The organism is Thermococcus fumicolans (assembly GCF_055386755.1).
In genome coordinates this window covers 1,107,780-1,133,896 of sequence record NZ_AP042424.1, presented here as the reverse complement: position 1 = coordinate 1,133,896, position 26,117 = coordinate 1,107,780, and the positions used below count along the sequence as shown (strand labels likewise).

The following is a 26,117-nucleotide window of genomic DNA, read 5'->3' as shown; positions in this document are numbered from 1 at the left end:
AGACTTTTTCATCCCCCTTCACCTCTCCGAGGCTTGCTCAGTCTTTGAGAGCTTTTCCACCCCTTCGGACGGCAGAACCACGAGCCTAACGCTCGACGCTTTCATGGGCAGTGTACCCCGTACTGCTACCGTTCCGTCGGTGTTGAGAACCTTGAAGGCCACTACTCTTGCTTCTTTCCCGGTCTGCGGGTTCCTGCCGGTGATGACCTCGACGAAGACTCTGTTGAGGTAGCTTGGTGCTAATCTCTCGCCCTCGCTTATCCCCGATTCATCTATGATGATGTTCACGTTGCCCTTTGAGTCCGAGACCACGAACACTCTCACCTCGGCGGAGTAGTCTGTGAGTCCTTCCGCCGGAATGGGGATGAACGGCCCGGTGCCGAAGTCGGTGATGTTGATGCTCTCCGGGGCAGGAACCTCGTCGAAGGGCTCGCTCCCAAAGGTCTCCCTGAAGATGCCGTTCAAAAGCGGACTGAAGGTGCACGAGCAGGCCTCAGCCGGCATCTCCGTCGAGGCTTCGACGGAAGTTACCGCGCTCTGGAACGCGTCCAGCGCCTTCTTCGCTCTCTCGGTTTCGACCTTCGTTCCGCCCATCCTGACGTTTATGTTGACGAGCTGCTCGGCGAGCTGCTTGAGGTCAGCTTTCATAACAAGGGTCTGCACCGTGTACTGGCCGGGCATCAGGTAGAGGTCTTCCATAGGGGCGGGGTCGTAGGGGCCCGTATCAGTGGGCTCAAACACAAACGGGGCCACGTTGGGGGCTGGGCACACGAGGGGTGGGTCAGGCTCTTCTGGCAGCAGTGTCATGGTGTTGCTGTCGAGAGGAAGCGGCCGGTAGCAGAAGCCATCGTCGTCCACCATTCCAAGTAGGGTTGTGTTGACCGGCGGTATCTGGTAGTAGCCGTTCTCGTCGGGCAGGACCTTCGCGACGGTCTCCCCTGTGTTCGGGTCAATGAGCCTTATGGCGCCTGGCTTTCCTTCACCGATGGCCTTTATCCACGCGCCCTTTTTCGCCCCGATTACTCCCGCGATCTGGCCGGCCCCCACGGTTCTCCCGCCTTCCCTAATGCTCCGGACAAGAACGCTACCGGTTCCGACCTGGTAGATCTCGATGCTCTCAAGCTCGTAGCCCTCCGTGATGGAGTACATCTTCTCGACCATCTGGGGGACGTCCATCTTGGTTACCTTCCTGTCTCCGGCGTAGAAGAAGTCCCCTCTCCTGTTGTAGAAGGCCTCTATCGGCTCGCCGGTGGTGGCGTTCTCCCAGTAGGCCTTCTCGACCGCGCTTATACCGACGGCGCTCTGGAGGTTAAGCAACTGATAGTACCTCAGTCTCGCGAGGTCGTAAAGGATGGCCGCCCGCTTGTCGGGGTCTTTCTCGTTATCTGCCATTTCCCTAAGCTCTTCCGCCTTTGCGTCCCAGTTCGAGAACTCACCATCCGTTATCTCGAAGCCCGTCTTTTCGAGCTGGGCCCTAGCATTGTCTATCGCGTTCTCGTACTGGCTTACGAGGGTCAGGATTTCCTCATCGGCCACCTTAGGGGGTTCAGTTGCCGTGCTCTCGGTCGGGGCTGTGGTCCTACTCCCGGTTTCTGATGAAATCGTCTCGGTTACGTTCCCCTGGTCAATGCATCCCGATATGAACGCGCCGAGCATCACGACGCTTAAAAGCAGGGCAAAACCTGCAAGCTTTCCAATTTTCATTTTTTACACCTTTCTCCAGTCACGAAACGGTAAAAATCGAGGAGAACTCGTCGAGTGACTTATAGTCAAGGTTAGGCGAGGACGTTATTAACGGTTATGCTTGCAAAGTGGAAAGAATTGGGCGAAAGGGCTTCCCCCTCGAGTGCCACCAGGAGAGTAAAGACCATTATTAGATCACCTAATAGATCTCCTGGGTGCCGCAGAAAGCCAGTCCGTGAACATGATGAAATCTCCTTGCAGTAACCCATAGCAAGCTTGGAGGTCTTCCACGAGTCAGTAAACATAGAAAAAATAGAGTCCCGACGCAAACTACGTAGCACTTTCCAGAACAGAAAGGGCAGTGTTACACCATCCTAGGAAAGGAAAACGTTATCGCGACCGTGTACGCTTTTTGGAAATCCATAATGCCTAAAGGTTTTAAAAGTGCAAATTAAAGACCCTTATCGCTACACATTTGGAAAAGATAATCCTCATAAATCTTCCTAGCTACAGGTGACTGTACTCCAAAGGAGGTGTTCATGTGTTCAGGTACAGGAAGAAGCTGGATATGGGCCTTAAAGAGGCGGAGGAAAAGTTCAAGGCGAAGCTCGAGGAGAAGGGCTACAAGGTCGTTGTGGAGTTCACCCCGAGCGACGTTGTGAAGGCCAAGGTCGGCGTCGATATGGAGCCCTACAGGATCCTCTGGGTCTGCAACCCCAAGATATTCTACGAGATGACGAAGGAGGACTACGAGATCGGATCCTTCGCGCCCTGCCCGGTTCTCCTCTATGAGAGGGATGGAGAAGTCTACATCGCCATAAACACCGCCGAGGACGTCCTGCCGATAATAGAGAAGCCCCTCGAGGACGTGAAGTCCGTCATAGAATCCCTCTGATCTTCTCAAATTTCATTTTCCCGTGTGTAGAGATTGGAAAAACAAAATTGGGAAATCAAAGGAGCTCCTCGACGAGCTCCGCGGTGGCGCTTCTCGCTTTGCTCCTCAGCCTCTCGAGGTGACCGCTCAGCGCCTCTCCAATGCCGTGTATAAAGAGGCTCAAAGCTTCTTCCCTGTCGAGACCCCTGGACCTGAGGTAGAAGAGGGCATCTTCATCGAACTGCCTGACCGTCGAGGAGTGGAAGGCGCTCTCTATCTCCCCAGTGTCCACTTCGAGCATCGGCACGCTCACGCCGAGGGAGCCCTCGTCCATTATCGTTACCTCGGAGACCACGCCGCTGGAGGAATTTCTCGCGCTCTCGAAGACCTTTGCAACTCCCCTGTGGACGACCCAGCCTTTCCGGTAGGAAAAGCCGTGAACCCTCGTCTCACTCATGCTCCTTTCCCCGTACTGAAGGACGTTGGTGAGGTAGTCAACCGCTGAACCGACGGCTATGGGAATCCCCCTGAGGGTCAGCTCGCTTTCGGCACCTTCGAGCGAGTAGTCCTCCCTGTGGTGGCTCATCTCACCGCCGTGAACTGCCGTGAATGCCCTGATCCTGCTCCTTTCGGCCAGGCTCGCCCTCAGGAGGTAGTGGGAAAGGGACTTATGCCTCCCAACGGTGAGGAGCTCAAGCTCCGCGTTTCTAACCTTCAGTTCGACCACGAGGGACTTGGTGCCCTCCTCAGCCATGTCGTAGATGATGACCGGAACCTTCGCGTTCTCAACCTCTATGCTCAGGTGGTGGCTCACGAAGGCCCCCTCCGAGAGGTGGGAGACTATCACGAGGGGTTCAGCTAAGTCTTCGGTTATCCTCAGCTTATAGGCCTTTCTGAGGGCGTAGAAGTGAAAGCCCAGAATCCTCGACTCCTCCGGCTGCGACAGACCGAGGGTTCCTTCGCTCAGCTCAACCCCCTCTGGGAGGTTAAGCTTTACCTCGCTGCCCGAGAAGGTGACGTGCCCTTTAACAGGCACCTTACCGGCCTTTGCCTTCGTCGGGAGCTTAAGCGGCGAGTTCTCCTCGAAGAGCTTCCACTTGGTGTAGCTCTTTATCGTCGGACTGTCGCCGTACTTCTGGTAGGTGAGCCTTTCGAGGGCTTCTCTCTCAATAAGCATCAGCCAACACCTCCTACCTCGCTGAACTCAAGCTCTATGACCTTCTTGAGCACCTCGACGTACTCGAAGGGCAGGCCCTCCAGAACCTCACTGATGAAGCCGAGGACGATGAGGCTCTTCGCCTCCTCCTCGCTTATGCCCCTCTGGTTCATGTAGAAGAGCTTGTCCTCTCCGAGCTTTCCGGTGGTTGCCTCGTGGATTATGCTTGCGGTCGGCTCGTCGTTCTGGTTGTGCGGGTAGGTGTAGGCCTTGCTCTCCTCGTCGAGTATGAGCGAGTCGCACGAGACCGTAGCTGTAGAGTTCTTTGCCCCCTTGAGGATCCTCACCAGGCCGCGGTAGATGTTCGTCCCGCCGTTGGCGCTTATGCTCTTCGAGACTATCTTCGAGCTCGTGTTCGGAGCGAGGTGCCAGGTCTTTGCCCCAGTATCCTTGAGGTAGGGCCCGTTGCTGAGAGAAACGACGTACTGAGCGGTTCTGGCCCCCTCACCCTTGAGCACGCTCGACGGGTAGGTGTAGGTTATGTGGCTGCCTATACTCCCCTCTATCCACTCGACGTAGGCGTTCTCCTCGATTATCGCCCTCTTGTTGTTGAAGTTTATCACGTTCCTGCTCCAGTTCTGTATGGTGGTGAACTTGACCGTCGCTCCCTTGTGGGCGTATATCTCGACCATGCCGTCGTGGAAGGAGAAGCCCTTGTACATCGGCGCGCTGCAGCCCTCTATGAAGTGGACGTAGCTTCCCTCGTCCGCTATGAGTAGCGTATGCTCGAACTGGCCCTCCAGGGCCGAGCCTATGACGAAGAAAGCCTCTATCGGGAATGGAACTCTAACACCTTTTGGAATATAAACGAACGCCCCACCGCTCCACAGGGCGTGGTGCAAAGCCGAGAACTTGTGCTCTCCGGGCGGAAATACCCTCCCGAAGTACTTCTTCACCAGGTCTGGATACTTCTGCACGGCCTCCTCCATCGGGACCATTATTATGCCCTTCCTCTCGAACTCCTCCTTGAGCTGGGAATAAACGCTTTCGCTGTCGAAGACCGCTGTAAGGCCAGAGAGGAACTTCTTCTCTATCTCGGGGATGTTGAGTCTCTCGAAAGTCTTCCTGATGTTCTCGGGTAAATCGTCCCAGTCCCTGATCTCGTTGCCAACCTCTGGCTTTGAGTAGAGGGAGAAGCTCTCCAGGTCGAGCTCCTCAATGCCGACCACCCACTTCGGCATCGGGAGCTTCTTGAAGAGCTCCAAAGCCTTGAGCCTGTGCCTGAGCATCCACTCCGGCTCGTTCTTTATGCGCGATATCTCCCTGATGGCGTCCTCGGTGAGCTCGCCGCGCAGCTCGATTTCCTTGGGGTAGGGGACGGCAGTGCCCAGGATTTCCTCCAGCGAACCGGCCTTGAGTATCTCCTCAAGCCTTGACTGCTGTTTCATCGCCGTTCACCGCCGCGAAGCCCTTCTCCTCAATAAGCTTCACAAGCTCCATTCCGCCCGTGGCGACAAGCTTGCCCTCCTTGAGGACGTGCACCCTCTGGGGGTTGAGGTACTCTAGGATTCTGCCATAGTGTGTGATGAGCAAAATCCCGGTTCCCTCGCTGTGGAGCCTCGCTATTACCCCGGCTATCACCTTGAGCGAGTCGACGTCAACGCCGCTGTCCGGCTCGTCCAGGATCAGGAGCCTGGGCTTTACGAGATACGCCTGGAGCATCTCAAGCTTCTTCCTCTCGCCGCCGGAGAAGCCGACGTTCAGCTCCCTGGAGAGCATCGAGGTGTCCAGACCGAGCTCTTCAACGGCCTTGAATATCATATCGTATGCTTCAACCTCGTCCACGCCCCTGAGGTTCTTGAGGGTTCTCTGGAGGAAGTTTATGACCTTAACCCCCTCGACCTCGACCGGGTGCTGGAAGCTCAGGAAGATGCCCTTCCTGGCCCTCTCCTCGGGCTTTGCGCCGGTTATGTCCTCACCGTCGAAGAGTATCTTTCCTTTAGTAACGGCGTACTTCGGGTGGCCGGCAATCGTCAGTGCGAGCGTCGATTTTCCGCTCCCGTTTGGCCCCATAACGACGTGGAGTTCGCCCTCATTGAGAGTTAAACCCACACCACGAAGGATTTCCTTGTCCGAGACGCTGACGTGGAGATTTTCCACCTTGAGCATGAACATCACCCCTTTTTATCTACACGGTTTTGGGTAGAAAAGTACACTTTTAAAACCTTTCTTCACAGATCTGGGCAATAAAAGGAGAGGCCAGCTTAACCCTTCAGCCCGGCCTCCTCAAGAACCTCCAGAACCCTCTGGAACTGCTCAAGCTTCCCGCCCGTAACAACCCTTTCCGGCCGGAAGGGACAGTCGCAGTAGGGGTACTCGAGAAAGGCCTCGTACGTCCCGATCTTTCTGGCTATCGCCACTATCTCCTCCTTGTCCATACCCAGGAGGGGCCTGTGGACGGGGAAATTAACGCTCATCGTCTCGAAGTAGAGGTTGGCCAGCGTCTGGGAAGCGACCTGTCCGAGGCTGTCCCCTGTGACGATGCCCAACGCCCCCTTCTCCCTCGCTATCTCCGCGGCCCTTCTCAGCATGGCCACCTTGCAGACCACGCACGTCCACTCGCGGAGATTGGCCCTTACCAGGACCGAGACGTAGGGCTTCAGGATCTCAAAGTGGTTCTCCACTATCAGCTCTATCGGCTCGGGCGAGTAGTCCTCGAGAATGTCAACGACCCTCTCAACGACGCTCTTTGCGTTCGTGCCCTGGTCGAAGTGGAGCGCTGTAATCGCTGCCCCGCGCTTGAGCATGAGGAAGGCGGCGACCGGCGAGTCTATACCCCCGCTCAGCAGGACGACGACTTTGCCCTGTGTCCCAACCGGCAGACCTCCAACGCCCCTGAGCTTCTCGAAGAAAACGTAGGCCCTCCCTGCTATTATCTCGATTCCTATCGTCAGCTCGGGGTTCTCCAGGTCGACCTTCCAGCCGAAGTTTTCAACGACGAAAGCGCCTATCTCGCGGTTTATCTCGATGGAGGTTCTCAGGAAGGTCTTATCAAGTCTCTGGGTTTCAACCTTGAAGCTTTTTGGAGCAAACTCCTTCAGGGCTTCCCTCAGGTAGGCGGGAACCTCCCCGTAGTCCATCACCCTCGCGGGGGAGACCGAAACAACGCCGGGCACTTTGGCGATTATTCTGGCCGCTTCGTCGGGAGCGTCTACGAGGATTCTGCCCCGGATTATCTTTGCTTTCCCTTCAATGCCCTTCCTCCTCAGCGCGGCGAGTACGTTGTCCCTGAGCTTCCTCTCGAACTCCCTCCTCTTACCTCCCTTGATGCCTATCTCCCCGTAGCGGACGATTATCACTTCAACCACCCAGGTAGCGGGCGAAGACGTTCTTCGCCTCGTTTTCGTCTTCAACGCCCCTGATGACCATCCTGCCGCCCTGGAATATCATTATCTCGAGGTAGTCGTCCTCGAACTGAATGAACTGGCTCGTCTTCAAGGCCTCTATCCCGAGCTTTTCCAGGCGTTTTTCAAGCTCATCGAAGTTCACGGCCATTCTAACGGGCGGGGTGACCTGCATCGAGCCGTCGCAGAGGCGCTCCACCTTTATCTTTTTCTCCAGAAACTCGAACTTTCTCAGGGAGCATGCCGGACAGTCCTCCCTCCTCGGCACCTCGACCTTCTCGAAGTCGAGGGTCTTGGTGTCGAAGAATATCAGCTCGCTCTTCACCTCCTCGCCGAGGAGTATTTTCGCCGCCAGAGAGACCGCCATGGAAGCGGCCATCGGTGGCACGTAGCTCATTATTCCCGCTACCGCACAGGTCGGCATCGGGCTCTCCGGGAGCTTGGGCATCAGGCAGCGGAAGCAGGCGGTCTTCCCAGGGATTATGGGCATCACGTTGCCGTAAGTGGCCAAAACGCCCACGTAAATCCAGGGCTTGTTGTTCTTGACAGCGTAGTCGTTTATGACCTGCCTCGTGTAGATGTTGTCCGTCCCGTCGATTATGAGGTCTGCCTCGTCGAGCAGGCCCACCGTCCCGGGGTTCAAGTCTTCAAAGTGGCCCTCAACACCGAAGCGCTCCTTCAGGACTTCAACCTTCGGCTTTCCGACGTCCTCTTTGCTGTAAATCGTCCTTGGTAAATCGCTCTCGTCAACGAAGTCCCTGTCAATGACGATTATCCTTCCAACGCCGAGCTTGTGGAGGAAGTAGACCTCCCAGCTGCCCAGCGCTCCCGCTCCAACAACGGCAACGGTGCTCTCGCTCAGCTTTCTCTGTCCCTCTACACCTATGATCGGGAAGTGCCTCGAAAAGTCCATTCCAACCTCCATCGCTCTCACCAGGGTTCCATTGGGCAGGGGAATAAAAAGGGTTTTGGAAACCAAAGGTTTCCTAGCCCTCACTGTCCTGCCATGCACTCAACAAAGGCCTCCCAGACCTTGAAGGGCCCAGTGATGCAGGTCACGTAGCAGTTGCAGTTAAAGCTCCCGTAGCGGCACTCCAGGGCGCTGCAGATGGTCGAGGGGTCTGCGGGATCGAGGCCGTCGAGAGGGCCGAGGCACGGGTGTATGCGTCCCCACCCGGGCTTTGGAATCTGGTTCCAGATGTCGTCGGCGTAGCCGTTTATGGAGGCACCGCTCACCACCGCGTTCGTTTCGGGCATGGGCGGCCAAGGGGCAACGCAGGGGAAGCGCTCTATTGCGTCCCAGATGAGGGCGAAGTAGCGGGCAAAGATCGTGGCCGGCAGGAAATCCCTGGCCTGGAGGCAGCAGAGCCTGCACGATTCTCCCTCAACAACCCCCACCATCGAGGCCTTGAGCTTGCAGAGCTCGCACTCCTCGGGGGTGAAGCTCCCCCCACTCATCGGGCCTTTGGGATAAGTGCCGGGGTGCATCGTGTTGAGGGTTGCCCTTCCGAAGGCGGCGGAGAAGCCGTTGTAGCCGGGCCCGTTTTGCAGGGTCGCGTTCAAACCGGGGAAGAATGGCACTGTCAGGTTTCTGCTCTCGGCCATCGCGACGGTGAAGGCTGTGGCTGCGTTTCCAGACCTGAGCACAATCTCATGCCTCCCGTAGTCGAGCGGCACCTCAAGCCTTCCCTTTCCGTCGGTCGCTCCAACAACCTCCCCGTCCACTTCCACGGTCACGTTGGCAGCGTAGAACGCCGGAGGCATGACAACAATGAGGGAGAGCTTAAGGGGCCTTTTTCCGGTTTCTCCTCCCCTGGGCACGGCGAAGTAGCCCGCCACCAAGAGAAGGCCTATCAGCAGCAGGGCCAGCCCGCGCCGGTCTTTCCGCGCGTACAGGAAGATTCCAGCCGCTCCAACGACAACCCCAAGGACTACCAGGACTATGCCCCAGTTAAAGCCTCCTCCCTCGGGCCTCTCAGTTGGGGTATAGCTCGCGTTCTCGACGAAGAAGGAGAAATAGCCTTCCGAGTCCGTCCACACAGTCCTCCCGGAGACGTTTATCGGCGCCCCGGGAACGTCAACCTTCCCGTGGATTATCCTCCCGCCCTCGACTTCAAGGCTCTCCTTCCAGAGGAGCTTTGGTCTCAGGTCGCTTAAAACCCTCGTCCGGTTCATGTAAACGTCTTCCCCGTCGAAGTAGACCGCCGTCAGGTTGTATTCTCCAGCTAAGAAAGTGGCGTTCCACTCTATGCTCTCCCCCCACCTCGCGAGCTTCCCGTTGATGTAGAGGAAAACCGGGCCGGGGAAGTACTCCTTTGGAGTAACCCACGCCCTAACCGTCCCGTTCTCGTAGGTGAGGTGGACCTTGGGGCGGAGCTCGTCAAGGAGAACCAGGTTTCCCCCGGAACCGACGTAGCCGCCGCCGAAGTCGTGGGTGAAGGCAACGCCCTGAAATACGATATAGCCCTCCTCCTGCCACCTTTTCTCGACCCTTTCCAGCCTTGGTTCTATCTCCACCTCGCCCCTCCTTGCCTCAAGGACTTTGGTGTAGCCCCCCAGGAGGACTTCCTCGGCCTGGCCCGTCGTCCTCTCCAGAGATGCCCTGTACGTCCACGTAACGTTCTCCGGGTTGAAGAGAACCAGATCCCAGTCGGAGTTCATGACGAGCACGTAATCACCGAAGACCTTGACGTGGAGGGGCCTGCCTATGAGCTCCAGGAAGCTTAGGCTCCCGTTTTCGGGTTCAAACATCACGGCACCTACGGCTTCCCCCTCCATTATGGCGGCGTAGACAGTCAAATTCCTGTCCACTACGATCCCGTCCGGAACGAGGGTGGCTTGCTCCTGGGGGAATCGCCAGATGTAGTAGGTGCCGTTCCCAGGAAAGAGCACTCCAAGGCCGCCTTTGGGCTCGTCCTTGAACTCGACGGTGAAGTATATCCTGTCGAGCACCGGAAAGGCGTCGTAGACCCTGAAAGTCTCGTTGGAGAGGCGGTAGAATGTCATCGTGCCGTTTCTCAGTATGCCTACGCCCCCGTTCCCGTTCAGCATACCGGCGAAATAAGCCCTATTTCCCCTGGCGTAAACGTGGACAAACTGGAGACCCGGATACTCCCAGGCGTAGAGGGTGTCGTTTCTCGGGTCAAGGGCCAGAGCCGGCCCCCAGTCCGCGACCATATAGACCTTATCTCCGACGGAGAGGCCGTTCAGGAGGTAGGGCTGATCCCAGTAGGTGAAGTGCGTCCCGTTCGTCTTGAGCCACACCCTTTCACCGTATGTGCTGAAGTAAAGGCCGTCCGGGGAGAGCCTCGGGTGGAGAATTATTCCGCCCACGCCCCATACGAGGACCTTCCCAGCAGAGGCCAGGGGCAGGGTGACGAGGAGAAGGAACACCACGAGGGAGAGCCTCCGCGGCAGGTACAACTCCTACACCCCCGGTATAATTATGCTAACTGCGGCGTTGAATCAAATAAGGCTTTCTGGCCACATATGTGAAAAATCGCCCAGCGGGGCTTTCCAATAGCCGCTATGGGAGGGGGCATTCTTTAAAAAATGAATGCCAGTCATCGCCCGAACCCTCAATGGAAAAACTTATCGCCCCGAAATGCCATGAGCAACTGGTGCTGGAGATGGAGTTCTTCGAAGTCCTTCGCAGGAGGAGGAGCGTGAGGCGCTTTCAGGACAGGCCCGTGCCGCGAGAGCTGGTTGAGAAGCTCCTTGAGGCTGCCTTTCTCTCGCCGAGTTCCTTCAACAAGAGGCCCTGGCACTTCATCGTGGTTGACGACGGGGAAAAGCTCAAAGCCCTATCGGAGGCCAAGCTTGGGGCTTCGGGTCTGGCCACTGCACCGCTGGCGATAGTTATTACGGCGGACGAAGGCCGGAGCGACGTCTGGGTGGAAGATGCCAGCATAGCGGCGGAGCACATTCAGCTGGCTGCCTTTGACCTTGGCCTAAGCTCCTTCTGGGTGCAGATAAGGAACAGGAAGCACAGCGAAGAAAAAACGGCTGAGGAGTACGTCAGGGAGCTTCTGGGAATCCCGGAAAACTACCGCGTGCTGTGCATTATAGGGATTGGCTATCCCGCGGAGAAAAAGCCTCCCCGCGGGGAGGAGGTCTTCGAGTGGGACAAGGTGAGCCTCAACAGGTTCGGAGAACGGTTTAGGGGGACAGAATAGTCCAATGAAACGCCCTTCAAGAAATCCTTTTTAACGCCCCCTCCCACTCTTCCGGGGTGGAGCGGGTGAAGAGGGAGTTCCTAGCGGTCATCGTTTTCCTGCTCTTTGCCGGTCTCGCGGCTGGCGGGGAAGTTTCCTATGGTAGCCTGAAGTTCCACGACGTTTCGAGCGAGAAGGAGCTGGAAACCATCCTGTCAGCCCACGAGGGTGAGTACTTCTTCATCTTCTACCACTCCGAGACCTGTCCGGCTTGTCGGTACATGAAGGAGAGTGTTTTTCCGACGCAGAAAGCCAGGGAGACCCTGAGCGGCATCAACCTGGTGGCAATTGATGTTTACAGAGGTCGGGGAATCACAAACCTGAGATACACCGTCAAAGGTAGGGTTCTCGTAATTCAGCCGGACAACTCGGGCTATTACACGCCGAAGAAGCCGGGGGAGAGAATAAACGTCGGCGTCCCCGGGACGCCAACGATGGTGCTCTTCAAGGTTGAGAACGGGGAGAAGGTTCTCAAGGGAGTAGCAGTTGGTGCCCTGAACCCAGACGGCCTGGAGTTCTTCGTGAGGACTGCGATTGGAGATGAGCTCCAGGCCTCAGCCGACAACGGCACCCGGCCTGAAACCGCAAAAGATGAAGCACCTGCCGGGAAATCCCCGGACACAAGGCTGAGCCTGGCAGTTCTCCTCCCCATCTTCTCCGCTGGAGTGCTGAGCGTCTTCTCTCCCTGCGTGCTGCCCATTATAGTAGGAACCCTCTCCCTGACCTTCGCGAGGAGGAAGGTCGAGGCCATTATAGCCGGAATGGTGGCTTCCTTCGCCCTCCTCGGTGCCCTAGTTGGAAGTCTGGGGGACTACGCCTCCGGGATACAGGGTGCGCTCTACCTCATCGGAGGGGTTGGCTTCATAGTCATTGGGGCGAGTTTCTTGAGCAACGACTTAAGGGCGAGGCTCGAGAGGTTCCTAAGCTTCTCCCCCACGGACAGGGTGGCATCGAAAAGGGGCTTAGCTTATGACTTCGCCCTTGGTTCAGCTCTAGGGGTAACGTGGCTGGGCTGCATAGCCCCATATGTGGGCTTCGCGGTAATAACAGCCGCACTGACTGGGGAGACCCTTAAGGGAGTCGTCGTAATGGGGACCTACGGCCTCGGGATGGGACTCACCGTTTACCTGCTGACCGCCTCGAAAGATCTGGGCGAATGGGTGAACCGAAAATTCCTCTCCGGAAGGCTAAGCCTCAGTGATTCAAAAAAGGCAAAGTGGGAGATGGCCCTTGGGGTCATCCTCATCGGGCTGGGTCTTCTTATGCTGACGGAGATTACCCCGCTAAAGCTCTGGAGTGGGCTGTTCGAGGCCCTCGCCTCGGTGTGAGGGTTAGGTGACCCTCTCAAGCCCATTCTCTTTTACGATGTACGTGTCCTCGTGCTTTATCGCCCCTTCCGGAATCATGAGCGGCGGGTGGATTATGCTGAGCACCATGTTCTCCTGCACTTTAGCGGCCCTCTGGGGGACGACGATGGTGGTTATCGGAGGCTCCTCTATCAAAAGGCCAACGCCGTGGGTGTAGCCAGCTAAATATGCGTCGCCAAAGCCCCTCTCCTTGAAAAAGTTCGCCAGCTTCTTCTCCACACTGGCGAGTGAAGCTCCAACCTTCGTCTCCTCAAGGGCGAGCCTTAAGGCCTCCTCTTTGACCTCAATGGCCCTCCGGACTCTCTCGCCGGGGTCACCGATTACGAAGGTCCTAGCGGTGTTGGCGTAGTAGTGGTTCCAGTCGGCGCCGATGACGACGGTGACGACTCCGTTCTCCGGGACTTTAAGATCTCTAAACGGCTCCGCGTGCGCCCTTGGGGTGGTTGAGACGTAGACCTTCGGATCCTCGCTCCCGTTGAGCATAAGCTCCCTCACTACCTCGGCCGCTATCTCCAGCTCGCTCTTTCCGGGTTTTATAACCTCTTCCGCGACCTTCATGCCGCGTTGCACTATCTTTCCGGCCTTCCTTATGTTCTCAAGCTCCCACTCATCCTTGATCATTCTCAGGCTCATCGTCAGGTCGAGAATGTCCACGATCTCTACCGTGGGGTTTAGGCGCTGGAAGAGCTTGAGGAAGATTAGATAGGCGTCGCGCTCTATGCCGAACTCAAGGCCGACCCTCTGGAAGCCGTTCCCGTTCACCCAGGTGACAACTCCCGCCATCAAATCCTCGACGCGCTGGTATTCGATCACGTTCTCTATCCAGCTCTTCTCCCTGAAAAGCTCCGCCTCTCCCTTAACGACATAGACCGTTGGCTCGCCCTCCGCTGGAATTAAAAGGCTCGGGCGGAGCCACTTCGTACCGGTGAAGTATATGAAGCTCGAAAGCGTCCTGATGACGGCTCCATCGATATCGTTCTCCCTCAGGAGCTCCTGAAAGCGCTCAACTCGCCTTTTGAATATCTCCTCCTTTCCCCGCATCTCAGTCCCTCCAGTCCAGCAGTCTTTTCTCACCCTCTATCTTTTTATAGGGCGCGATGTCCATCGTCATCTCCAGAGTTCCTATGTACTCACCCTTCTCGTTGAACAGAGGCACGTACTTGATGTAGACGTATTTGGGGCCCAGTTTAAGCCAGAAAACAGCTTCTTTCTTTCTGCCCTCCTTGAAGGCCCTTAGGATTTTGTTCACGATGTGGACGCTCTTCGGCGGGTGGCAGAGCTGGACGGGCCTTCCGAGCACGGAAGGGGTTCTGGTGAATATTCTCTCGCCGGGCGAGAAGAACCTCACCCTGTCGTCCTTGTCTATGAAGGTCACGTCAACGGGAAGGGCCTCGAATATTGCCTTCAGCTCCTCCACGCTAACGTATCCCGTGCCGAGATCTATATCACCATCCCGCTTGAGCTGGCTTTTATCGAACTCCAGCGGCTGGCCCTTCAGTGCCTCCTGGACCTCCTTCGGGAGACCGAGAAGTTGCTCGATGCTGAGCTCAGGATTAATTTCCCACGGATGGAGCGGCTTAACGTCCTCTCCGGGGTCCCAGGCAGGCGGGTTGACCTTGTAGAAGCCTATCTCGTCCTCCTGCATCCTTATTGCCTTCCACTCGCCCTCACTTAGGAGGGCCTTGAGGGTCGGGTAGTAGATGTTGTTCTCCCTGAAGACCATGTCGCTGAGCGCGAAGGCTGCCTCACCGGCTTTGTTCTTGAAGCGCTCTACGAACTCCTCCCAGGGCATCTCGTCTCTCTTCCTCAGAAGCTCGGCTAGATACTTTATCATGAACCTTATCTCGTCGTGCTTCGTCCAGAGAACGGTGGCTATGGCAGTCAAACCGCGCCGCTCGATATATGGAAAGGTGAGCATCTCCTCGCGGTTGTAGTGGGTGAAGCCTACCTTCCTGAGGTTGCCTACGATCTCTTCCAGAACCCCCAGAATTTCCTTCCTCATGCGCTCGTCCTTTGTCGTTGCCAGTGTTCTCGCGTAGAGGTTGAGCATCTCTGCATCTTTCATTATCTCCTTGTTTTCCTGATAGAGGGTCTTTAGCGGGTGGCCGTCCGGTAGGTCCTTCTCCTCAAGCTCGTCCGTGCCCTTAACGGCCTCACGGAAGAGCTCGACGTGTAGGTCGCACATCTTGGCTATGTCCTTCGCCGAGATGCCCTCCTTAACGAGCTCCTGCTCGATGAGGGGTATCTCAAGGGGCGAGATTCCACTCAACACCTGTCTAAAATCCTCCTTGAGCTTCTCGACACTCTCTCCCTTGTGGATCCTAAGGAGCAGCTTCTTCAGCTGTTCTTTCTTATATTCGCGGTTGTTCAATAACTCGGTCATCGTTATCACCTTCATGACGGGTGTCATACTGGGTACTTTTAAGCGTTTCTGGGCAGATTTGCCCAACAACCTTTATATGTCGCATGTCATAAAAGGGAACGGTGATGGAGAATGATGCTCGATGTCCGAGGATTACAGCCTCCCCAGCCGGCGGTTATGATAATAGAGGCCCTTGGAAAGCTCAAGACTGGAGAGACGCTTGAGGTAATCGGCGACAAGCCCTTCGTGGACATGATACCGAAGCTCGAGGAAGCGGGCTACGAAGTTGAGGTCAAGGAAGTTAGCGGATTCTTCGTTCTAAGGGTCACGAAAACCAAAGACTCTAAGGAGCTCAGCATGGAGGTCAAGGAGTGCGACGACAGACTCGAGGAGATAACCGAAGACACTAACGTGGCCAAGCTTTTGAAGGCATATCCTGAGTCCCTCAAGATACTCGTGAAGTACGGCTTCTCCCCGCTTGAGAACCCAGTGATGAGGAAAACTTTAGCGAGGACGATAACCCTGAGGGGAGCAAAGGAGCTCATCGGTATGAGCGACGAGAAGTTCAGGGAAATGATGGCAGAGCTGAAGGCGCTGGAAAAGAGGTGATACTTTTCTCTCCCTTATTCTTCAGTTGCAGAATTCAACCATAAACCAATTACATAGCAAAGATTAAAAGAAAGGGAGCCTCACTCCAGCTCCTCAGCGAGCGGGGCGCCCTCGTCGACGCTGATACCCTTGTTCAGCATGTCCCTCAAGTCCCTCTCCGGGTCTCCGATGAGCCTCAGGTCGAACTGCCTCCTGAGTGTCTCGAAGACGTTTGGTGTGAGGAACTCTGGAGCCTTGGGCCCGATGTAGATGCCCTTTATCCCGAGGTAGAGGAGCGAGTAGAGTATCGCTATGGCCTTCTGCTCCATCCAGCTCAGGACTATGCTGACGGGCAGGGAGTTCACGTCGGTTCCAAGCTCGCTGGCGAGGGCAACGGCGATTTCAATTATCGAGTAGACGTTGTTGCACTGCCCGAAGTCGAGGAAGCGCGGGATGCCCTCGATGGTGCCGTAGTCCCTCGCGTTGTAGCGGAACTTACCGCACGCTGCCGAGAGTATGAGCGCATCGTCGGGAATCAGCTCGGTGAGCCTCTCGTAGTAGCCCATACCCTTGTGCGGCGTATCACAGCCTCCCACCACGAAGATGTGCCTTATCTTGCCCTCCTGAATCAGCTCTATGAGCCTGTCCTTCATGGCCAGCACGTTGGTGTGGTGGAAGCCGGTGAGGAGCTTTCCGCCGCCGTAGGCCTCCATTCTCGGCGTTTCAAGGGCGCGCTTTATGAGCGGCTCAAAGTTGTAGTCCTCTATGTGGGGAACCCCCTCAAGGCCCGCTATTCCGACGGTAAAGATTCTGTCCTGGTATGCCTTAGTCGGCTGCTGGACGCAGTTGCTCGTTCCCAGGATTACCCCGGGGAACTCGGCAAACTCCTTCTTCTGGTAGAGCCACGAGCCTCCCCAGTTGCCGTAAAGCGTTTTAAACTTCTTCAGCTCTGGATAGGCATGGGCCGGGAACATCTCGGCGTGGGTGTAGACCTCGATCTCCTCTTCGAGGCCCATCTCCTCTATCTGCCTGAGGAGTTCGTATAGAGCCTTGTAACTGTGGCCGGTGACGAGTATGCCGTGTCCCTCGGCCGTTCCGGTCGGGACTTCGACGGGTTCGGGCCTTCCGAAGGTCTCAACGTAAGCTTTATCAAGGAGCTTCATGGCCTCAAGGTGGACCCTTCCGTTCTCAAGGATGAGCTCAAAGAAGCGGTTTTTGTCGAAGTTCACGTTGGTGAGCGTCGAATAGAGAGCCTCCGCTAAAAAGTGGCCTATTCCGGGGTCGTCGTAGCCGACCTCAAGGGCGTGGTAGTAGTACGCGGAGGTACCCTTTATGCCGTAGAGCAGGGCCTCCTGGAGAGCGTTGAGGTCAGGATCCTTGCCGCAGACTCCCCTTATGGTACACCCTCCAGCCAGGCTCATCGAGCACTGGTTGCAGAGCATATCAAACGATTCCGGAACGCGTATCGCCATTTCCACCCCTCCTTTTTATGACACTTGTCATATCCCCGATAATTAGTGAACCGCCTTTCATAAAAGCTTTGCGGTTTCTTAACCTAAAGCGGCCATATGACTTATGTCATAACAACGAAGGCAGGATTTTGGCAGAAAGGTTTAAATATTCCACGCGTCATAAAGGGTACCATGAAGACCAACGCCTTTGAAGTTGCTTCGCGCTACATTTACCCCTCCATCCGGAGACGTTTGGTGGAGGTATTGAGGGAACGGGGCCTCAAGCAGACGGAGATAGCAGAACTCCTCCACATAACCCAGTCAGCGGTTTCGCGCTATCTAGGGAGGGGCAGAGGGGCATTAATAGATATAAGGGAGTACCCCGATGTTGACGCCGAGATCAAAGAACTCGCAGACAGAATAATCCGGGAAAGACCAAACGAGTATGCCATACATGCGGAACTCGTGAAGATCTCCCTCGAATTCCTCGGTAGGGGCTACGCATGCTCCTTCCACTCCCGGATTGATCCCGAGATAAACCCCTCTGAATGTCGCGTTTGCCTCGAACTTTTCGGGTGAGCTAAGGCTTCTCGGGCCGGCTAAGAGAAGGTTTATACCTTTCGACTCAGATTTTATCACGGTGATTAACGTGAAAAGAGCGCTCGTCACTTTAACTCCCCCGGAGAGCAAGAGGCTCATAGCGAAGGCTGTCGTTGCGATGCCCGAGGTGAAGCACGCCCTCAAGCACGGCTTCGTGTACATAGCCACAGGGACAACGGCCGCCTACGTAGCCGAGGAAATCCTCGGAGAGAAGATAGAGAAGGAAAAGTGGACCGTTGGGGTGATAAGCAAGGGCAGAACCTGCGTCACGCCAAAGGCAACATGGCCAAAGCACCTCGTCCTCTACAGGGGCGAGCCCTTCGACGACCCGCTTGAGGCCCTCAAGAGGATGGGGCCGAAGGACGTCTTCATTAAGGGCGCCAACGCGATAGACATCAACTGGAACGTCGCCGTTTTCGCCGCCGCCCCGGACGGCGGGACGATAGGGAAGACCTTCGGCTGGACCATAACCAAGGGCGTCTTCACGATAACGCCTGTGAGCCTCGAGAAGTTCGTGCCGACGCCGGTCGAGGAGAGCGCGAAGCTGACGGGCATCTACTCCTTCGACTGGGGGACGGGGCTTTACTCCGCCCTAGTGCCGATACCCCACTCCCACCCGGTTACCGAGGTTGAGGCCTACAGGATACTCGCGGGGGTTGAGGCGATACCGATAGCCGCTGGCGGGGCCGGAGGGGCCGAGGGGAGCGTGACCCTCGTCCTTGAGGGAGAGGACGAGGCCATGGATAGGGCGAGGGAGATAACGAAGGCTATCAAGGGTGAGCCATACCTCAAGCCCTACACCGAGGAGTGCTCGGTCTGTCCGTTTGCGAACATCTGCGGCCTCGGAGGGGGCGATTTTTGATTCCTTTTTCTATGAACTCCCCTTCAAAGATGAATTTTTAAACCTCCGTTTTGCTCCCCATTCGGGTGAGACTGGTGGACGAGCTTGAGATGATTAGGAGGAAGAAGATGTTGGAGCTCATGAAGAGGGCGGGAATGATAGAGGTCAAACCAAAGGGACCCAAGGTCGTCATCGAGGTTATAACCTCGCCCGGCTGTCCCTACTGCCCGATAGCTTGGGCAATGGCCCAGGAGCTGGAGAGAAAGTATGAGGGGGTCGTCGCGAGAGAGCTAAGCGTTGCAACCCCAGAGGGACAGAGGAAGGCGATGGAGCACAACATCCTCGGAACGCCCACGGTTCTCATAAACAACCGGGTGGAGTTCATAGGCGTCCCGAACTTCGCGGAGTTTGAGAGGAGAGTTAAAATGTACCTTGAGATGAGCTGAGATCAAAGAGAAAAGATGTTCTTCCGCCCTATTATTTCATCCCTCTTCCTACCCGACTTCAAGTCCTCGATGAGCTTCAGGACGCGCTTCTTTATTTCATCCCTAACCTGGCGGTACTTCTCAATCGGCTTTCCATAGGGGTCATCGAGCCCCCAGTCCCACGTTTTTTCGGGGGAAGCGTAGGGGCACTTGTCGAAGCAGCCCATCGTTATCACGAGGTACGCTTTATCCGCCATCTCCTCGGTATAGAGCTTTGGGTACTGGCCATCGAGGGAGATCCCAACCTCTTCCATGACCCTCCTCGCGAGCGGGTCTATCTCGTCGGCAGGTTCCGTCCCTGCGCTCATTGCCCTAAAGCGCGGGTCGTCGTTGAAGTGGTTGAAGAACGCCTCCGCCATTTGACTTCTAGCGGAGTTCTTGACGCAGACGAAGAGTATGAGCCTCTCTCCCATCTCCATAACCCGAGGGACTCGGAAGTGGGGTTTAAATCCCTTGCCTCAGTGGATCATAGGGCCGATAGTGTAATGCCCAGCCTCGTCTGGATAGCCACCTGTGAGAGGGCTTCTTCTCTGCGAAGTTCGAGGCCGGTAGCACCGCCCCAACGCCCGCGGAGGAATGATACATTCTCACCCCAACTATTTTTGGTTCACAAAAGAAAATTATATAAACCTAATCAGCAAACCTTATCATGTCGAAAGTCGAACTTAAGTGGAGTGATGTCGCATGGCCGAGTTTAAGGAAGACGTTTCTATAGTTCTGGGCGGTGCTGCCGGCCAGGGCATCCAGACCGTCGAAGGGATTCTGACGTACGCCTTCAAGAAGTCCGGCTACCACGTGTATGCAAACAAGGAGTACATGTCCCGCGTGAGGGGCGGGATCAACACTACGGAGATAAGGGTCTCATCCAAGCGCGTCAGGGCCTTCGTGAGGAGAATAGACATCCTCGTCCCCTTCAAGCAGGGCGTCCTGAGCTGGGTGGAGGACAGGCTGGGCGAGAACACCGTAGTCCTGGGGGAGAAGGAAAACGTCGAGGAGAGCTTTCTCGGGAGGGTGAACCTCGTCGAGGTTCCGCTCACGAAGATGGCCCTCGAGACGGGGAGCCAGCTCTACCTCAACACGACGGCAGCAGGTCTTATAGTCGGCCTCTTCCATGGCGATTTTGGTGCCATCGAGGAGTACATCAGAAAGCGCTTTGGGAGCAAGGGCGAGAACGTCGTGAAGAAGAACATCGAGGCGGCAAAGAAAGGCTACGACCTCGGCGTTAAGCTCTGCGAGGAGGGGACTATAGCGGTTGATGTTCAGAGGGACGAGAAGATCAGGGAAGAGGTCCTCCTCACCGGAACGGAGGCTGTGGGAATAGGTGCCCTCGCCGGCGGAATGAACTTCCTGAGCTTCTATCCGATGAGCCCGTCAACAGGAGTTTCCACCTTCGCGGCCCAGCATGCCGAGGACTTCGAGATAGTGGTCGAGCAGGTGGAGGACGAGATTTCGGCGATAAACATGGCTCTGGGAGCGTGGTACGCCGGGGCGAGGGCAATGGTGAGCACCTCCGGCGGCGGCTTCGCGCTCATGAGCGAGGCGCTAAGTTTGGCAGGAATGGCCGAGAATCCGGTTGTGATACACCTCGCCCAGAGGCCGGGGCCGGCTACGGGTCTGCCAACGAGGACGATGCAGGGCGACCTAAACCTCGTCCTCTACGCCGGCCACGGAGACTTCCCGAGGATAATTTTAGCTCCGGGAAGCCTTGAGGAGGCCTTCTACCTCACGGCGGAGGCCTTCAACCTGGCCGATAAGTACCAGGTACCCGTGATAATCCTCACAGACCAGTACTTTGTCGATACTTACTACAACCTACCCGCGCCAGATGTCAAAAAGGTGAAGTTCGAGCGCCACATCGTCGAGGCGAAGCCCGGTTATAAGAGATACGAGCTGACGGAGGACGGAATCTCGCCGAGGGCCGTTCCAGGCTACGGCGAGGACGTCGTGATAGCCAACGGGAACGAGCACGACGAATGGGGCGACATAACCGAGGATGCTGAGCTGACGGTGAGGATGCAGGAGAAGAGGGCAGTCAAAAAGCTCGAGACCATAAAGAGGAACGCCCCGCTGCCGAAGCTGAGTGGAAACGAGAACGCCGAGTACCTTGTGGTCAGCTGGGGCTCAACGCTCCACGCCGTCGAGGAGGCCCTCGAGAGGCTTGGAAGCGAGAAAGTTGCCCATCTGCACTTCAGCTGGGTCTACCCGCTCAACCCGGAGACGAAGAAGCTCTTCGAGGGCAGGAAGGTGGTAGTGGTCGAGAACAACATCACCGGCCAGTTCGCCGACCTTCTTTGGAAGGAGCTCGGAGTTAAGGCCGACCACAGGGTTCTGAAGTACGACGGGAGGCCGTTCTCGGTTGAAGAGGTTGTGGAGGCCCTCAAGGGGGTGATCGAATGAACGTCCAGCTTCCCACCGGCAGGGAGGCCTTCGAGCCCAAGCGGCCCGGGAGCAGGGACATAGCCTGGTGCCCCGGATGTGGAAACTTCGGCATAAGGAACATACTCATCTCGGCATTAGCGGAGCTCAACCTGAGGCCGAGCGAGGTGGCCATCGTAAGCGGCATAGGGCAGGCCGCGAAGATGCCCCACTACATCAACGCCAACGGCTATCACACGCTGCACGGCAGGGCCATACCGATAGCGACGGGCGTTAAGGCCGCGAACCCTGAGCTGACCGTTATTGCTGAGGGCGGAGACGGCGACATGTACGCCGAGGGCGGGAACCACCTCATGCACGCCATCAGGAGGAACCCCGACATAACCGTCCTCATCCACGACAACCAGATATACGGCCTCACCAAGGGACAGGCGTCCCCGACGACGATGGTGGGGATGAAGACGCCGACCCAGCCATGGGGCGTCTTCGAGGAGCCCTTCAACCCAGTTGCGCTTGCAGTTGCTTTGAACGCCTCCTTCGTGGCGAGAACCTTCATGGGCTACTTCAAGGAGAGCGTCGAGATAATAAAGCAGGCGATTCGGCATAGGGGCCTCGCGATAGTGGATATACTCCACCCGTGTGTGAGCTTCAACAAGGTGAACACCTACGCCTGGTACAGGGAGCACACCTACTGGATGGACGACCACGATCCCCACGACAGGGAGGCCGCTTTCAGGCGCGCGATAGAGACCGACCCGCTTCCGCTGGGAATCTTCTACGTGAACGAGAGGCCGACCTTCGAGGAGAGCGTCCCGGCCTACAGGGAGGACAAGACCCCACTCTGGAAGCGCGGGCCGAAGCTCGACCTCGTGGAGAGGTTCTTCGAGGAGAAGAAGCTCTGATTTTTCTTTTAATTTCCAGTTATTCCTTATCTCAGGCCGAGCTGGGCGTGTAAAACCATCGGTTTAGGATTGCTTTTTAACCTTCTGAATTAAACTCCTCATCATGACTGCCAAGATCCTTATCGTTGGAAACGGGCCGGGCGGAGTGGAGCTGGCTAGGCGCCTCTCTGGAGAGTTCGAGGTTGCCATCGTTGAGAGGGAAAACCTCCCCCACTACTCCAAGCCGATGCTGAGCCACTACATAGCGGGCCTCCTGCCCGAGGAGAAGCTGTTCCCGTATTCTCTGGAATGGTACGGCGAGAAGGGCATTGACCTGCATCTCGGAACCGAGGCCAAAGTTATAGACCGGGCCAGGAAGGTTCTCGTGACGGACAAAGGGGGAATTCCCTACGACATCCTCGTCCTCGCTACAGGGGCGAAGGCGAGAGAACCTACCGCCCCAGGGAGGGAGCACATACTCACCCTCAGAACCTTCTCCGACGCGAGAAGGATAAAGGAGAGGCTCGAAAAGGAGGGAGAGATAACGATCCTCGGCGGCGGCTTCATAGCCCTTGAACTTGCGGGGAACGTCGCCAAGGCCGGTTATACCGTCAGGCTCGTCCACAGGAAGAGGACCCTTCTGGGCCTCGATGAAGAGCTCAGCGAAATAATACGGGAGAGGCTGGAAAAAGCGGGCGTCGAGTTCAACCTCGAGGCCAACGTCCTGGGCGCCGATGAGGAGGGCGTGAACACGGACAGAGGTTATATCCCAGGAAGGCTCAAGGTCTGCGCCTACGGGATAGTCCCGAACGTTGAGCTTGCCCGAAGGAGCGGGATACACACCGGACGGGGAGTCCTCGTAGACGACCGCTTCAGAACCTCAGCAAAGGACATCTACGCCATAGGCGACTGCGCCGAGCACAGCGGAATAATCTGCGGTACCGCGAAGGCCGCGGCGGAGCACGCCCGGGTGCTGGCAAACCTCCTCCTCGGGAAGGATGACAGCTACGACTTCTCCTTCCGCTCGGCCTACTTCAAGCTCGGTGACTTCAACGTGGCCATAATTGGAAACACCCGCGGTGAGGGCGAGTGGCTCGATGAGCGGACGAAGGTCTTCTACAGGGACGGGGGGCCAACCGGAGCCGTCGTCCTCGGTGATGTCAGAAAAGCACTCAAGCTCGAAAAAGCCATCAGAGAGGGGCTGCCTATTGACTGAAGTGAGGAGTTGTCCAAACCTTTGGTTTGGAAAATCGTTATATATGCCTTCCACCGATATCCTATTGCAACCCCGTTTGCTGGGTGATACGGTATGGTAGTGAAGAGGAAAATGACCCGGAAGTTTTTGGAAGATGCTTTCGCCGGCGAAAGCATGGCCCACATGAGGTACCTGATCTTCGCCGAGCAGGCTGAGAAGGAAGGCTTTCCGAACATAGCCAAGCTCTTCAGGGCTATCGCCCATGCCGAGTTCGTCCACGCGAAGAACCACTTCATAGCCCTTGGAAACCTTGGCAAGACCCCTGAGAACCTCCAGGCGGGAATAGACGGCGAGACCTACGAGGTCGAGGAGATGTACCCCGTCTTCAAGAACGCCGCCGAGTTCCAGGGCGAGAAGGACGCCGTGAGAACGACCCACTACGCCCTCGAGGCGGAGAAGATACACGCTGAGCTCTACAAGAAAGCCAAGGAGAAGGCCGAGAGCGGCGAGGACATCGAGATAAAGAAGGTCTACATCTGCCCGGTCTGCGGCTACACCGCCGTCGACGAGGCCCCCGAGTACTGCCCCGTCTGCGGCGCCCCGAGGGAGAAGTTCGTGGTCTTCGAGTGAGCCTTTCGTTTTTTGGTTTCTCAAGTTTGAACCGCAAACCTTATAAGGACGACCTAACAACATTAGGATGGTGAAAGAAATGGCCAAATGGAAGTGTATAGTCTGCGGATACATCTACGATGAGGACGAGGGCGACCCCGACACTGGAATAGAGCCCGGAACCAAGTTTGAAGATTTGCCGGACGACTGGGTCTGCCCCCTCTGCGGTGCTCCCAAGGACATGTTTGAAAAAATAGAGTGAGGTGGTCGAGATGATAAGCGGAACCATAAAGAGCGGAGACTGGAAGGGGGAGAAGCACGTCCCCGTTATAGAGTACGAGAAGGACGGAGACCTCGTCAAGGTCGAGGTTGCCGTCGGCAAGGAGATACCCCATCCGAACACCCCGGAGCACCACATAGCCTGGATCGAGCTCTACTTCCACCCTGAGGGCGAGAACTTCCCGATAATGGTCGGCAGGGTGGCCTTCACCAACCATAGCGACCCGCTCACCGAGCCGAGGGCCATCTTCTTCTTCAGAACCGAGAAGAAGGGCAAGCTCTACGCCCTCAGCTACTGCAACATCCATGGTCTCTGGGAGAACGAGGTCGCGCTCGAGTGATCTTTCGCTTTGTTTCCAACTTTTCTTCCCTATTGAGGCCTGAGAAAGAGTTCAGTTTCCAATGAAAGGGTTTAAGAGGATTGAAGTGTATAACGAGATTGGGCTTTTGCTCGAAGAATGGGGTGATGAAGATGGTTCCGCCTGAGCTTGAAGAGGGGCTTCCCCTCGAAAAGATGAAGGATTTCTCCCTCGAGGAGCTTCTCGGAATGGCCATAAAGGCCGAGATAGGCGCCAGGAGATTCTACGAGAGCCTCGCCGAGAGGATTGAGGTTCAGGAGCTCAAGAACAAGATAGAGTGGCTCGCGGGCGAGGAGAAGAAGCACGAGGAGCTTCTGAGGAAAATCTATGCCAACATGTTCCCGGGAAAGGAAGTGGTCTTCCCGAAGGAGCACATCGGGCCCGAGCTCCAGCCGGTCGCGAGGAAGCTCCACGGCGTCGATGACATAATAGAGCTCATCCGCTGGGCCATGAAGGCCGAGGAGATAGCGGCGAAGTTCTACGCCGAGCTTGAGGGTATGGTCGAGGCCGACGAGAAGAAGCGCCTCATGCGCTACCTCAGCGATATGGAGTGGGGCCACTACTACAACCTCAAGGCCGAGTATGAACTCCTCCTCGACTGGGCCATGTACAGCCAGATGATGAACGTCGGCCCGTGAAAGCTTCCACATCTTTTCCCGATTTTCAGTTCAGAGCGGGCAGTCTATTCTCCAGAAAACGAACCCTGCCAAAAAGCATCAAAAAAGAAACCGACCAAGGCCGGTGCTCACTCCTTGTACTTAGCTATCAGCTCCGCTAAAAGTTTGTGGTGCTCCTGCTCGTTCTTGACGAGGGCCTCGGCGAGGCCTTTGAAGAGCGGGTGGGTCATCTTCTCCGCCATCTTCTTGTAGGTCTCTATCATGTCCTTCTCTATCTCGAGGTGCATCTCGGCGAAGCGCTTGACGAGGGCCCTCTGCTCCGGCGAGAGCTCAACGTCCTTGACCTCCTCAAGCGGCCCCTCACCGGCGAGCTTCTCCAGCTCCTTCTGGGCGTTGAGGATGGCCTCCATGAGGTGCTTGTGGATGACGGTATCAACGGCTATCCTCCCGACGACCTCCTCAACCTTAGTGTACCTCAGGCCCTGTCCCCTTATGAGTTTGAGGCCGTCGGTATAGCTGGAAGCGGCCTTCTTCTCGGTTTCGTACGCCTTCTTAACCAATGGCTCTGACATGGACATCACCGAAATAATATGGACATCGAACGTTAATAACGTTTTTCATTGAACTCAAAATAACAAAGCCGCTCTCAAAGCGACTTCACGAACTCTCCGAGCGTTACTTGGAGGACCAGCTGAAGGTGGGACTTGACCGTCAGATTTTGTTCTTCCATTGGAGGAAATCTTTTTATATTATGTTCTCTCATGTAAGAACAAAGG

General features: G+C 56.3%; 26 protein-coding genes. 14 read left to right on the top strand and 12 right to left on the bottom strand.

Going from position 1 to position 26,117, the window contains the following annotated elements:
* Window positions 1-18: 18 nt before the first annotated feature.
* Window positions 19-1,704 carry a hypothetical protein gene (locus ACZ5AM_RS06230; protein WP_464914185.1) on the bottom strand — a complete coding sequence of 562 codons (1,686 nt, stop codon included), beginning with the start codon at window positions 1,702-1,704 and terminating at the stop codon, window positions 19-21.
* A 520-nt stretch (window positions 1,705-2,224) separates the two neighbouring features.
* Between ACZ5AM_RS06230 and ACZ5AM_RS06225 the strand changes: the two genes are divergently transcribed.
* Entirely contained in the window at window positions 2,225-2,578 is a 354-nt protein-coding gene (locus ACZ5AM_RS06225; RefSeq protein WP_464914184.1) for a DUF302 domain-containing protein, read from the top strand.
* 55 nt (window positions 2,579-2,633) lie between these two features.
* Here ACZ5AM_RS06225 and ACZ5AM_RS06220 read toward each other — a convergent pair whose 3' ends face one another.
* The 6 genes from ACZ5AM_RS06220 to ACZ5AM_RS06195 form a co-directional block, all read right to left on the bottom strand.
* On the bottom strand, window positions 2,634-3,734 hold the full coding sequence (locus ACZ5AM_RS06220) for a SufD family Fe-S cluster assembly protein (protein WP_464914183.1): 1,101 nt from the start codon (window positions 3,732-3,734) through the stop codon (window positions 2,634-2,636).
* Window positions 3,734-5,161, bottom strand: a complete 1,428-nt coding sequence (gene sufB, locus ACZ5AM_RS06215) for a Fe-S cluster assembly protein SufB (protein ID WP_464914182.1) — start codon at window positions 5,159-5,161, stop codon at window positions 3,734-3,736. Before sufB ends, ACZ5AM_RS06220 begins: the two co-directional genes overlap by 1 nt.
* Window positions 5,139-5,882, bottom strand: a complete 744-nt coding sequence (gene sufC, locus ACZ5AM_RS06210) for a Fe-S cluster assembly ATPase SufC (RefSeq protein ID WP_464916019.1) — start codon at window positions 5,880-5,882, stop codon at window positions 5,139-5,141. Before sufC ends, sufB begins: the two co-directional genes overlap by 23 nt.
* Window positions 5,883-5,977: 95 nt before the next feature.
* Window positions 5,978-7,072 carry a tRNA uracil 4-sulfurtransferase ThiI gene (gene thiI / locus ACZ5AM_RS06205; protein ID WP_464914181.1) on the bottom strand — a complete coding sequence of 365 codons (1,095 nt, stop codon included), beginning with the start codon at window positions 7,070-7,072 and terminating at the stop codon, window positions 5,978-5,980.
* A 1-nt stretch (window position 7,073) separates the two neighbouring features.
* A complete protein-coding gene (locus tag ACZ5AM_RS06200) occupies window positions 7,074-8,042 on the bottom strand; it encodes a HesA/MoeB/ThiF family protein (protein ID WP_464916018.1) in 969 nt (322 codons plus the stop codon).
* Between the two features lie 68 nt (window positions 8,043-8,110).
* Entirely contained in the window at window positions 8,111-10,540 is a 2,430-nt protein-coding gene (locus ACZ5AM_RS06195; RefSeq protein WP_464914180.1) for a hypothetical protein, read from the bottom strand.
* Window positions 10,541-10,746: 206 nt separating this feature from the next.
* On the opposite strand from ACZ5AM_RS06195, the gene ACZ5AM_RS06190 reads away from it, so the two are divergent.
* Window positions 10,747-11,292, top strand: coding sequence for a nitroreductase family protein (locus ACZ5AM_RS06190; protein WP_464916017.1), 546 nt, complete (start codon window positions 10,747-10,749; stop codon window positions 11,290-11,292).
* Window positions 11,293-11,357: 65 nt separating this feature from the next.
* Window positions 11,358-12,659, top strand: coding sequence for an urease accessory protein UreH domain-containing protein (locus tag ACZ5AM_RS06185; RefSeq protein WP_464916016.1), 1,302 nt, complete (start codon window positions 11,358-11,360; stop codon window positions 12,657-12,659).
* 3 nt (window positions 12,660-12,662) lie between these two features.
* Here ACZ5AM_RS06185 and ACZ5AM_RS06180 read toward each other — a convergent pair whose 3' ends face one another.
* Together ACZ5AM_RS06180 and ACZ5AM_RS06175 are read right to left on the bottom strand one after the other, a co-directional pair.
* Window positions 12,663-13,739: a M24 family metallopeptidase gene (locus ACZ5AM_RS06180; protein WP_464914179.1), complete on the bottom strand. Its 1,077-nt coding sequence runs from the start codon at window positions 13,737-13,739 to the stop codon at window positions 12,663-12,665.
* 1 nt (window position 13,740) lies between these two features.
* Window positions 13,741-15,081 carry a DUF438 domain-containing protein gene (locus tag ACZ5AM_RS06175; protein WP_464916015.1) on the bottom strand — a complete coding sequence of 447 codons (1,341 nt, stop codon included), beginning with the start codon at window positions 15,079-15,081 and terminating at the stop codon, window positions 13,741-13,743.
* 111 nt (window positions 15,082-15,192) lie between these two features.
* Here ACZ5AM_RS06175 and ACZ5AM_RS06170 point away from each other — a divergent pair, with 111 nt between their 5' ends.
* Window positions 15,193-15,669, top strand: coding sequence for a DUF1858 domain-containing protein (locus ACZ5AM_RS06170; RefSeq protein WP_464914178.1), 477 nt, complete (start codon window positions 15,193-15,195; stop codon window positions 15,667-15,669).
* An 80-nt stretch (window positions 15,670-15,749) separates the two neighbouring features.
* Here ACZ5AM_RS06170 and hcp read toward each other — a convergent pair whose 3' ends face one another.
* Window positions 15,750-17,120 carry a hydroxylamine reductase gene (hcp, locus tag ACZ5AM_RS06165; protein ID WP_464914177.1) on the bottom strand — a complete coding sequence of 457 codons (1,371 nt, stop codon included), beginning with the start codon at window positions 17,118-17,120 and terminating at the stop codon, window positions 15,750-15,752.
* A gap of 171 nt (window positions 17,121-17,291) precedes the next feature.
* On the opposite strand from hcp, the gene ACZ5AM_RS06160 reads away from it, so the two are divergent.
* The 3 genes from ACZ5AM_RS06160 (at window position 17,292) to ACZ5AM_RS06150 (ending at window position 18,986) form a co-directional block, all read left to right on the top strand.
* The gene (locus tag ACZ5AM_RS06160; RefSeq protein WP_464914176.1) at window positions 17,292-17,678 is read left to right on the top strand and encodes a transcriptional regulator; all 387 of its coding nucleotides are present in this window, start codon (window positions 17,292-17,294) and stop codon (window positions 17,676-17,678) included.
* 70 nt (window positions 17,679-17,748) lie between these two features.
* On the top strand, window positions 17,749-18,561 hold the full coding sequence (locus ACZ5AM_RS06155) for a hypothetical protein (RefSeq protein ID WP_464916014.1): 813 nt from the start codon (window positions 17,749-17,751) through the stop codon (window positions 18,559-18,561).
* Window positions 18,562-18,635: 74 nt separating this feature from the next.
* On the top strand, window positions 18,636-18,986 hold the full coding sequence (locus tag ACZ5AM_RS06150; protein WP_464916013.1) for a thioredoxin family protein: 351 nt from the start codon (window positions 18,636-18,638) through the stop codon (window positions 18,984-18,986).
* Between the two features lie 2 nt (window positions 18,987-18,988).
* Here the strand turns inward: ACZ5AM_RS06150 and ACZ5AM_RS06145 are convergent, their stop codons facing one another.
* Window positions 18,989-19,444: an arsenate reductase ArsC gene (locus tag ACZ5AM_RS06145; RefSeq protein WP_464914175.1), complete on the bottom strand. Its 456-nt coding sequence runs from the start codon at window positions 19,442-19,444 to the stop codon at window positions 18,989-18,991.
* A gap of 265 nt (window positions 19,445-19,709) precedes the next feature.
* Between ACZ5AM_RS06145 and ACZ5AM_RS06140 the strand changes: the two genes are divergently transcribed.
* From ACZ5AM_RS06140 to ACZ5AM_RS06110, 7 genes are all read left to right on the top strand, one after another.
* Complete coding sequence (locus ACZ5AM_RS06140) at window positions 19,710-21,422, top strand: 2-oxoacid:acceptor oxidoreductase subunit alpha (RefSeq protein ID WP_464914174.1); 1,713 nt, start codon at window positions 19,710-19,712, stop codon at window positions 21,420-21,422.
* Window positions 21,419-22,303: a thiamine pyrophosphate-dependent enzyme gene (locus ACZ5AM_RS06135; protein ID WP_464914173.1), complete on the top strand. Its 885-nt coding sequence runs from the start codon at window positions 21,419-21,421 to the stop codon at window positions 22,301-22,303. Before ACZ5AM_RS06140 ends, ACZ5AM_RS06135 begins: the two co-directional genes overlap by 4 nt.
* 103 nt (window positions 22,304-22,406) lie before the next feature.
* Window positions 22,407-23,498: an NAD(P)/FAD-dependent oxidoreductase gene (locus ACZ5AM_RS06130; RefSeq protein WP_464914172.1), complete on the top strand. Its 1,092-nt coding sequence runs from the start codon at window positions 22,407-22,409 to the stop codon at window positions 23,496-23,498.
* Window positions 23,499-23,591: 93 nt separating this feature from the next.
* On the top strand, window positions 23,592-24,107 hold the full coding sequence (locus ACZ5AM_RS06125) for a rubrerythrin family protein (protein WP_464914171.1): 516 nt from the start codon (window positions 23,592-23,594) through the stop codon (window positions 24,105-24,107).
* Between the two features lie 79 nt (window positions 24,108-24,186).
* Window positions 24,187-24,348, top strand: a complete 162-nt coding sequence (gene rd / locus ACZ5AM_RS06120; RefSeq protein ID WP_464916012.1) for a rubredoxin — start codon at window positions 24,187-24,189, stop codon at window positions 24,346-24,348.
* 10 nt (window positions 24,349-24,358) lie between these two features.
* Window positions 24,359-24,706 (top strand): class II SORL domain-containing protein, encoded by a 348-nt coding sequence (locus ACZ5AM_RS06115; RefSeq protein WP_464914170.1) that lies wholly within the window; start codon window positions 24,359-24,361, stop codon window positions 24,704-24,706.
* Window positions 24,707-24,837: 131 nt separating this feature from the next.
* A complete protein-coding gene (locus tag ACZ5AM_RS06110; protein WP_464916011.1) occupies window positions 24,838-25,362 on the top strand; it encodes a ferritin family protein in 525 nt (174 codons plus the stop codon).
* Between the two features lie 107 nt (window positions 25,363-25,469).
* On the opposite strand, the gene ACZ5AM_RS06105 is transcribed toward ACZ5AM_RS06110, so the two are convergent.
* A complete protein-coding gene (locus ACZ5AM_RS06105) occupies window positions 25,470-25,919 on the bottom strand; it encodes a ferritin family protein (RefSeq protein WP_464916010.1) in 450 nt (149 codons plus the stop codon).
* Window positions 25,920-26,117 lie beyond the last annotated feature (198 nt).

Coding starts and splice junctions, on each gene's coding strand:
- ACZ5AM_RS06230 (WP_464914185.1), bottom strand. CDS start 1,704: ATGAAAATTGGAAAGCTTGCAGGTTTTGCCCTGCTTTTAAGCGTCGTG.
- ACZ5AM_RS06220 (WP_464914183.1), bottom strand. CDS start 3,734: ATGCTTATTGAGAGAGAAGCCCTCGAAAGGCTCACCTACCAGAAGTAC.
- sufB (WP_464914182.1), bottom strand. CDS start 5,161: ATGAAACAGCAGTCAAGGCTTGAGGAGATACTCAAGGCCGGTTCGCTG.
- sufC (WP_464916019.1), bottom strand. CDS start 5,882: ATGCTCAAGGTGGAAAATCTCCACGTCAGCGTCTCGGACAAGGAAATC.
- ACZ5AM_RS06200 (WP_464916018.1), bottom strand. CDS start 8,042: ATGGAGGTTGGAATGGACTTTTCGAGGCACTTCCCGATCATAGGTGTA.
- ACZ5AM_RS06190 (WP_464916017.1), top strand. CDS start 10,747: ATGGAGTTCTTCGAAGTCCTTCGCAGGAGGAGGAGCGTGAGGCGCTTT.
- ACZ5AM_RS06180 (WP_464914179.1), bottom strand. CDS start 13,739: ATGCGGGGAAAGGAGGAGATATTCAAAAGGCGAGTTGAGCGCTTTCAG.
- ACZ5AM_RS06175 (WP_464916015.1), bottom strand. CDS start 15,081: ATGACCGAGTTATTGAACAACCGCGAATATAAGAAAGAACAGCTGAAG.
- ACZ5AM_RS06170 (WP_464914178.1), top strand. CDS start 15,193: ATGATGCTCGATGTCCGAGGATTACAGCCTCCCCAGCCGGCGGTTATG.
- hcp (WP_464914177.1), bottom strand. CDS start 17,120: ATGGCGATACGCGTTCCGGAATCGTTTGATATGCTCTGCAACCAGTGC.
- ACZ5AM_RS06160 (WP_464914176.1), top strand. CDS start 17,292: ATGAAGACCAACGCCTTTGAAGTTGCTTCGCGCTACATTTACCCCTCC.
- ACZ5AM_RS06145 (WP_464914175.1), bottom strand. CDS start 19,444: ATGGAGATGGGAGAGAGGCTCATACTCTTCGTCTGCGTCAAGAACTCC.
- ACZ5AM_RS06140 (WP_464914174.1), top strand. CDS start 19,710: ATGGCCGAGTTTAAGGAAGACGTTTCTATAGTTCTGGGCGGTGCTGCC.
- ACZ5AM_RS06135 (WP_464914173.1), top strand. CDS start 21,419: ATGAACGTCCAGCTTCCCACCGGCAGGGAGGCCTTCGAGCCCAAGCGG.
- ACZ5AM_RS06130 (WP_464914172.1), top strand. CDS start 22,407: ATGACTGCCAAGATCCTTATCGTTGGAAACGGGCCGGGCGGAGTGGAG.
- ACZ5AM_RS06125 (WP_464914171.1), top strand. CDS start 23,592: ATGGTAGTGAAGAGGAAAATGACCCGGAAGTTTTTGGAAGATGCTTTC.
- rd (WP_464916012.1), top strand. CDS start 24,187: ATGGCCAAATGGAAGTGTATAGTCTGCGGATACATCTACGATGAGGAC.
- ACZ5AM_RS06115 (WP_464914170.1), top strand. CDS start 24,359: ATGATAAGCGGAACCATAAAGAGCGGAGACTGGAAGGGGGAGAAGCAC.
- ACZ5AM_RS06110 (WP_464916011.1), top strand. CDS start 24,838: ATGGTTCCGCCTGAGCTTGAAGAGGGGCTTCCCCTCGAAAAGATGAAG.
- ACZ5AM_RS06105 (WP_464916010.1), bottom strand. CDS start 25,919: ATGTCCATGTCAGAGCCATTGGTTAAGAAGGCGTACGAAACCGAGAAG.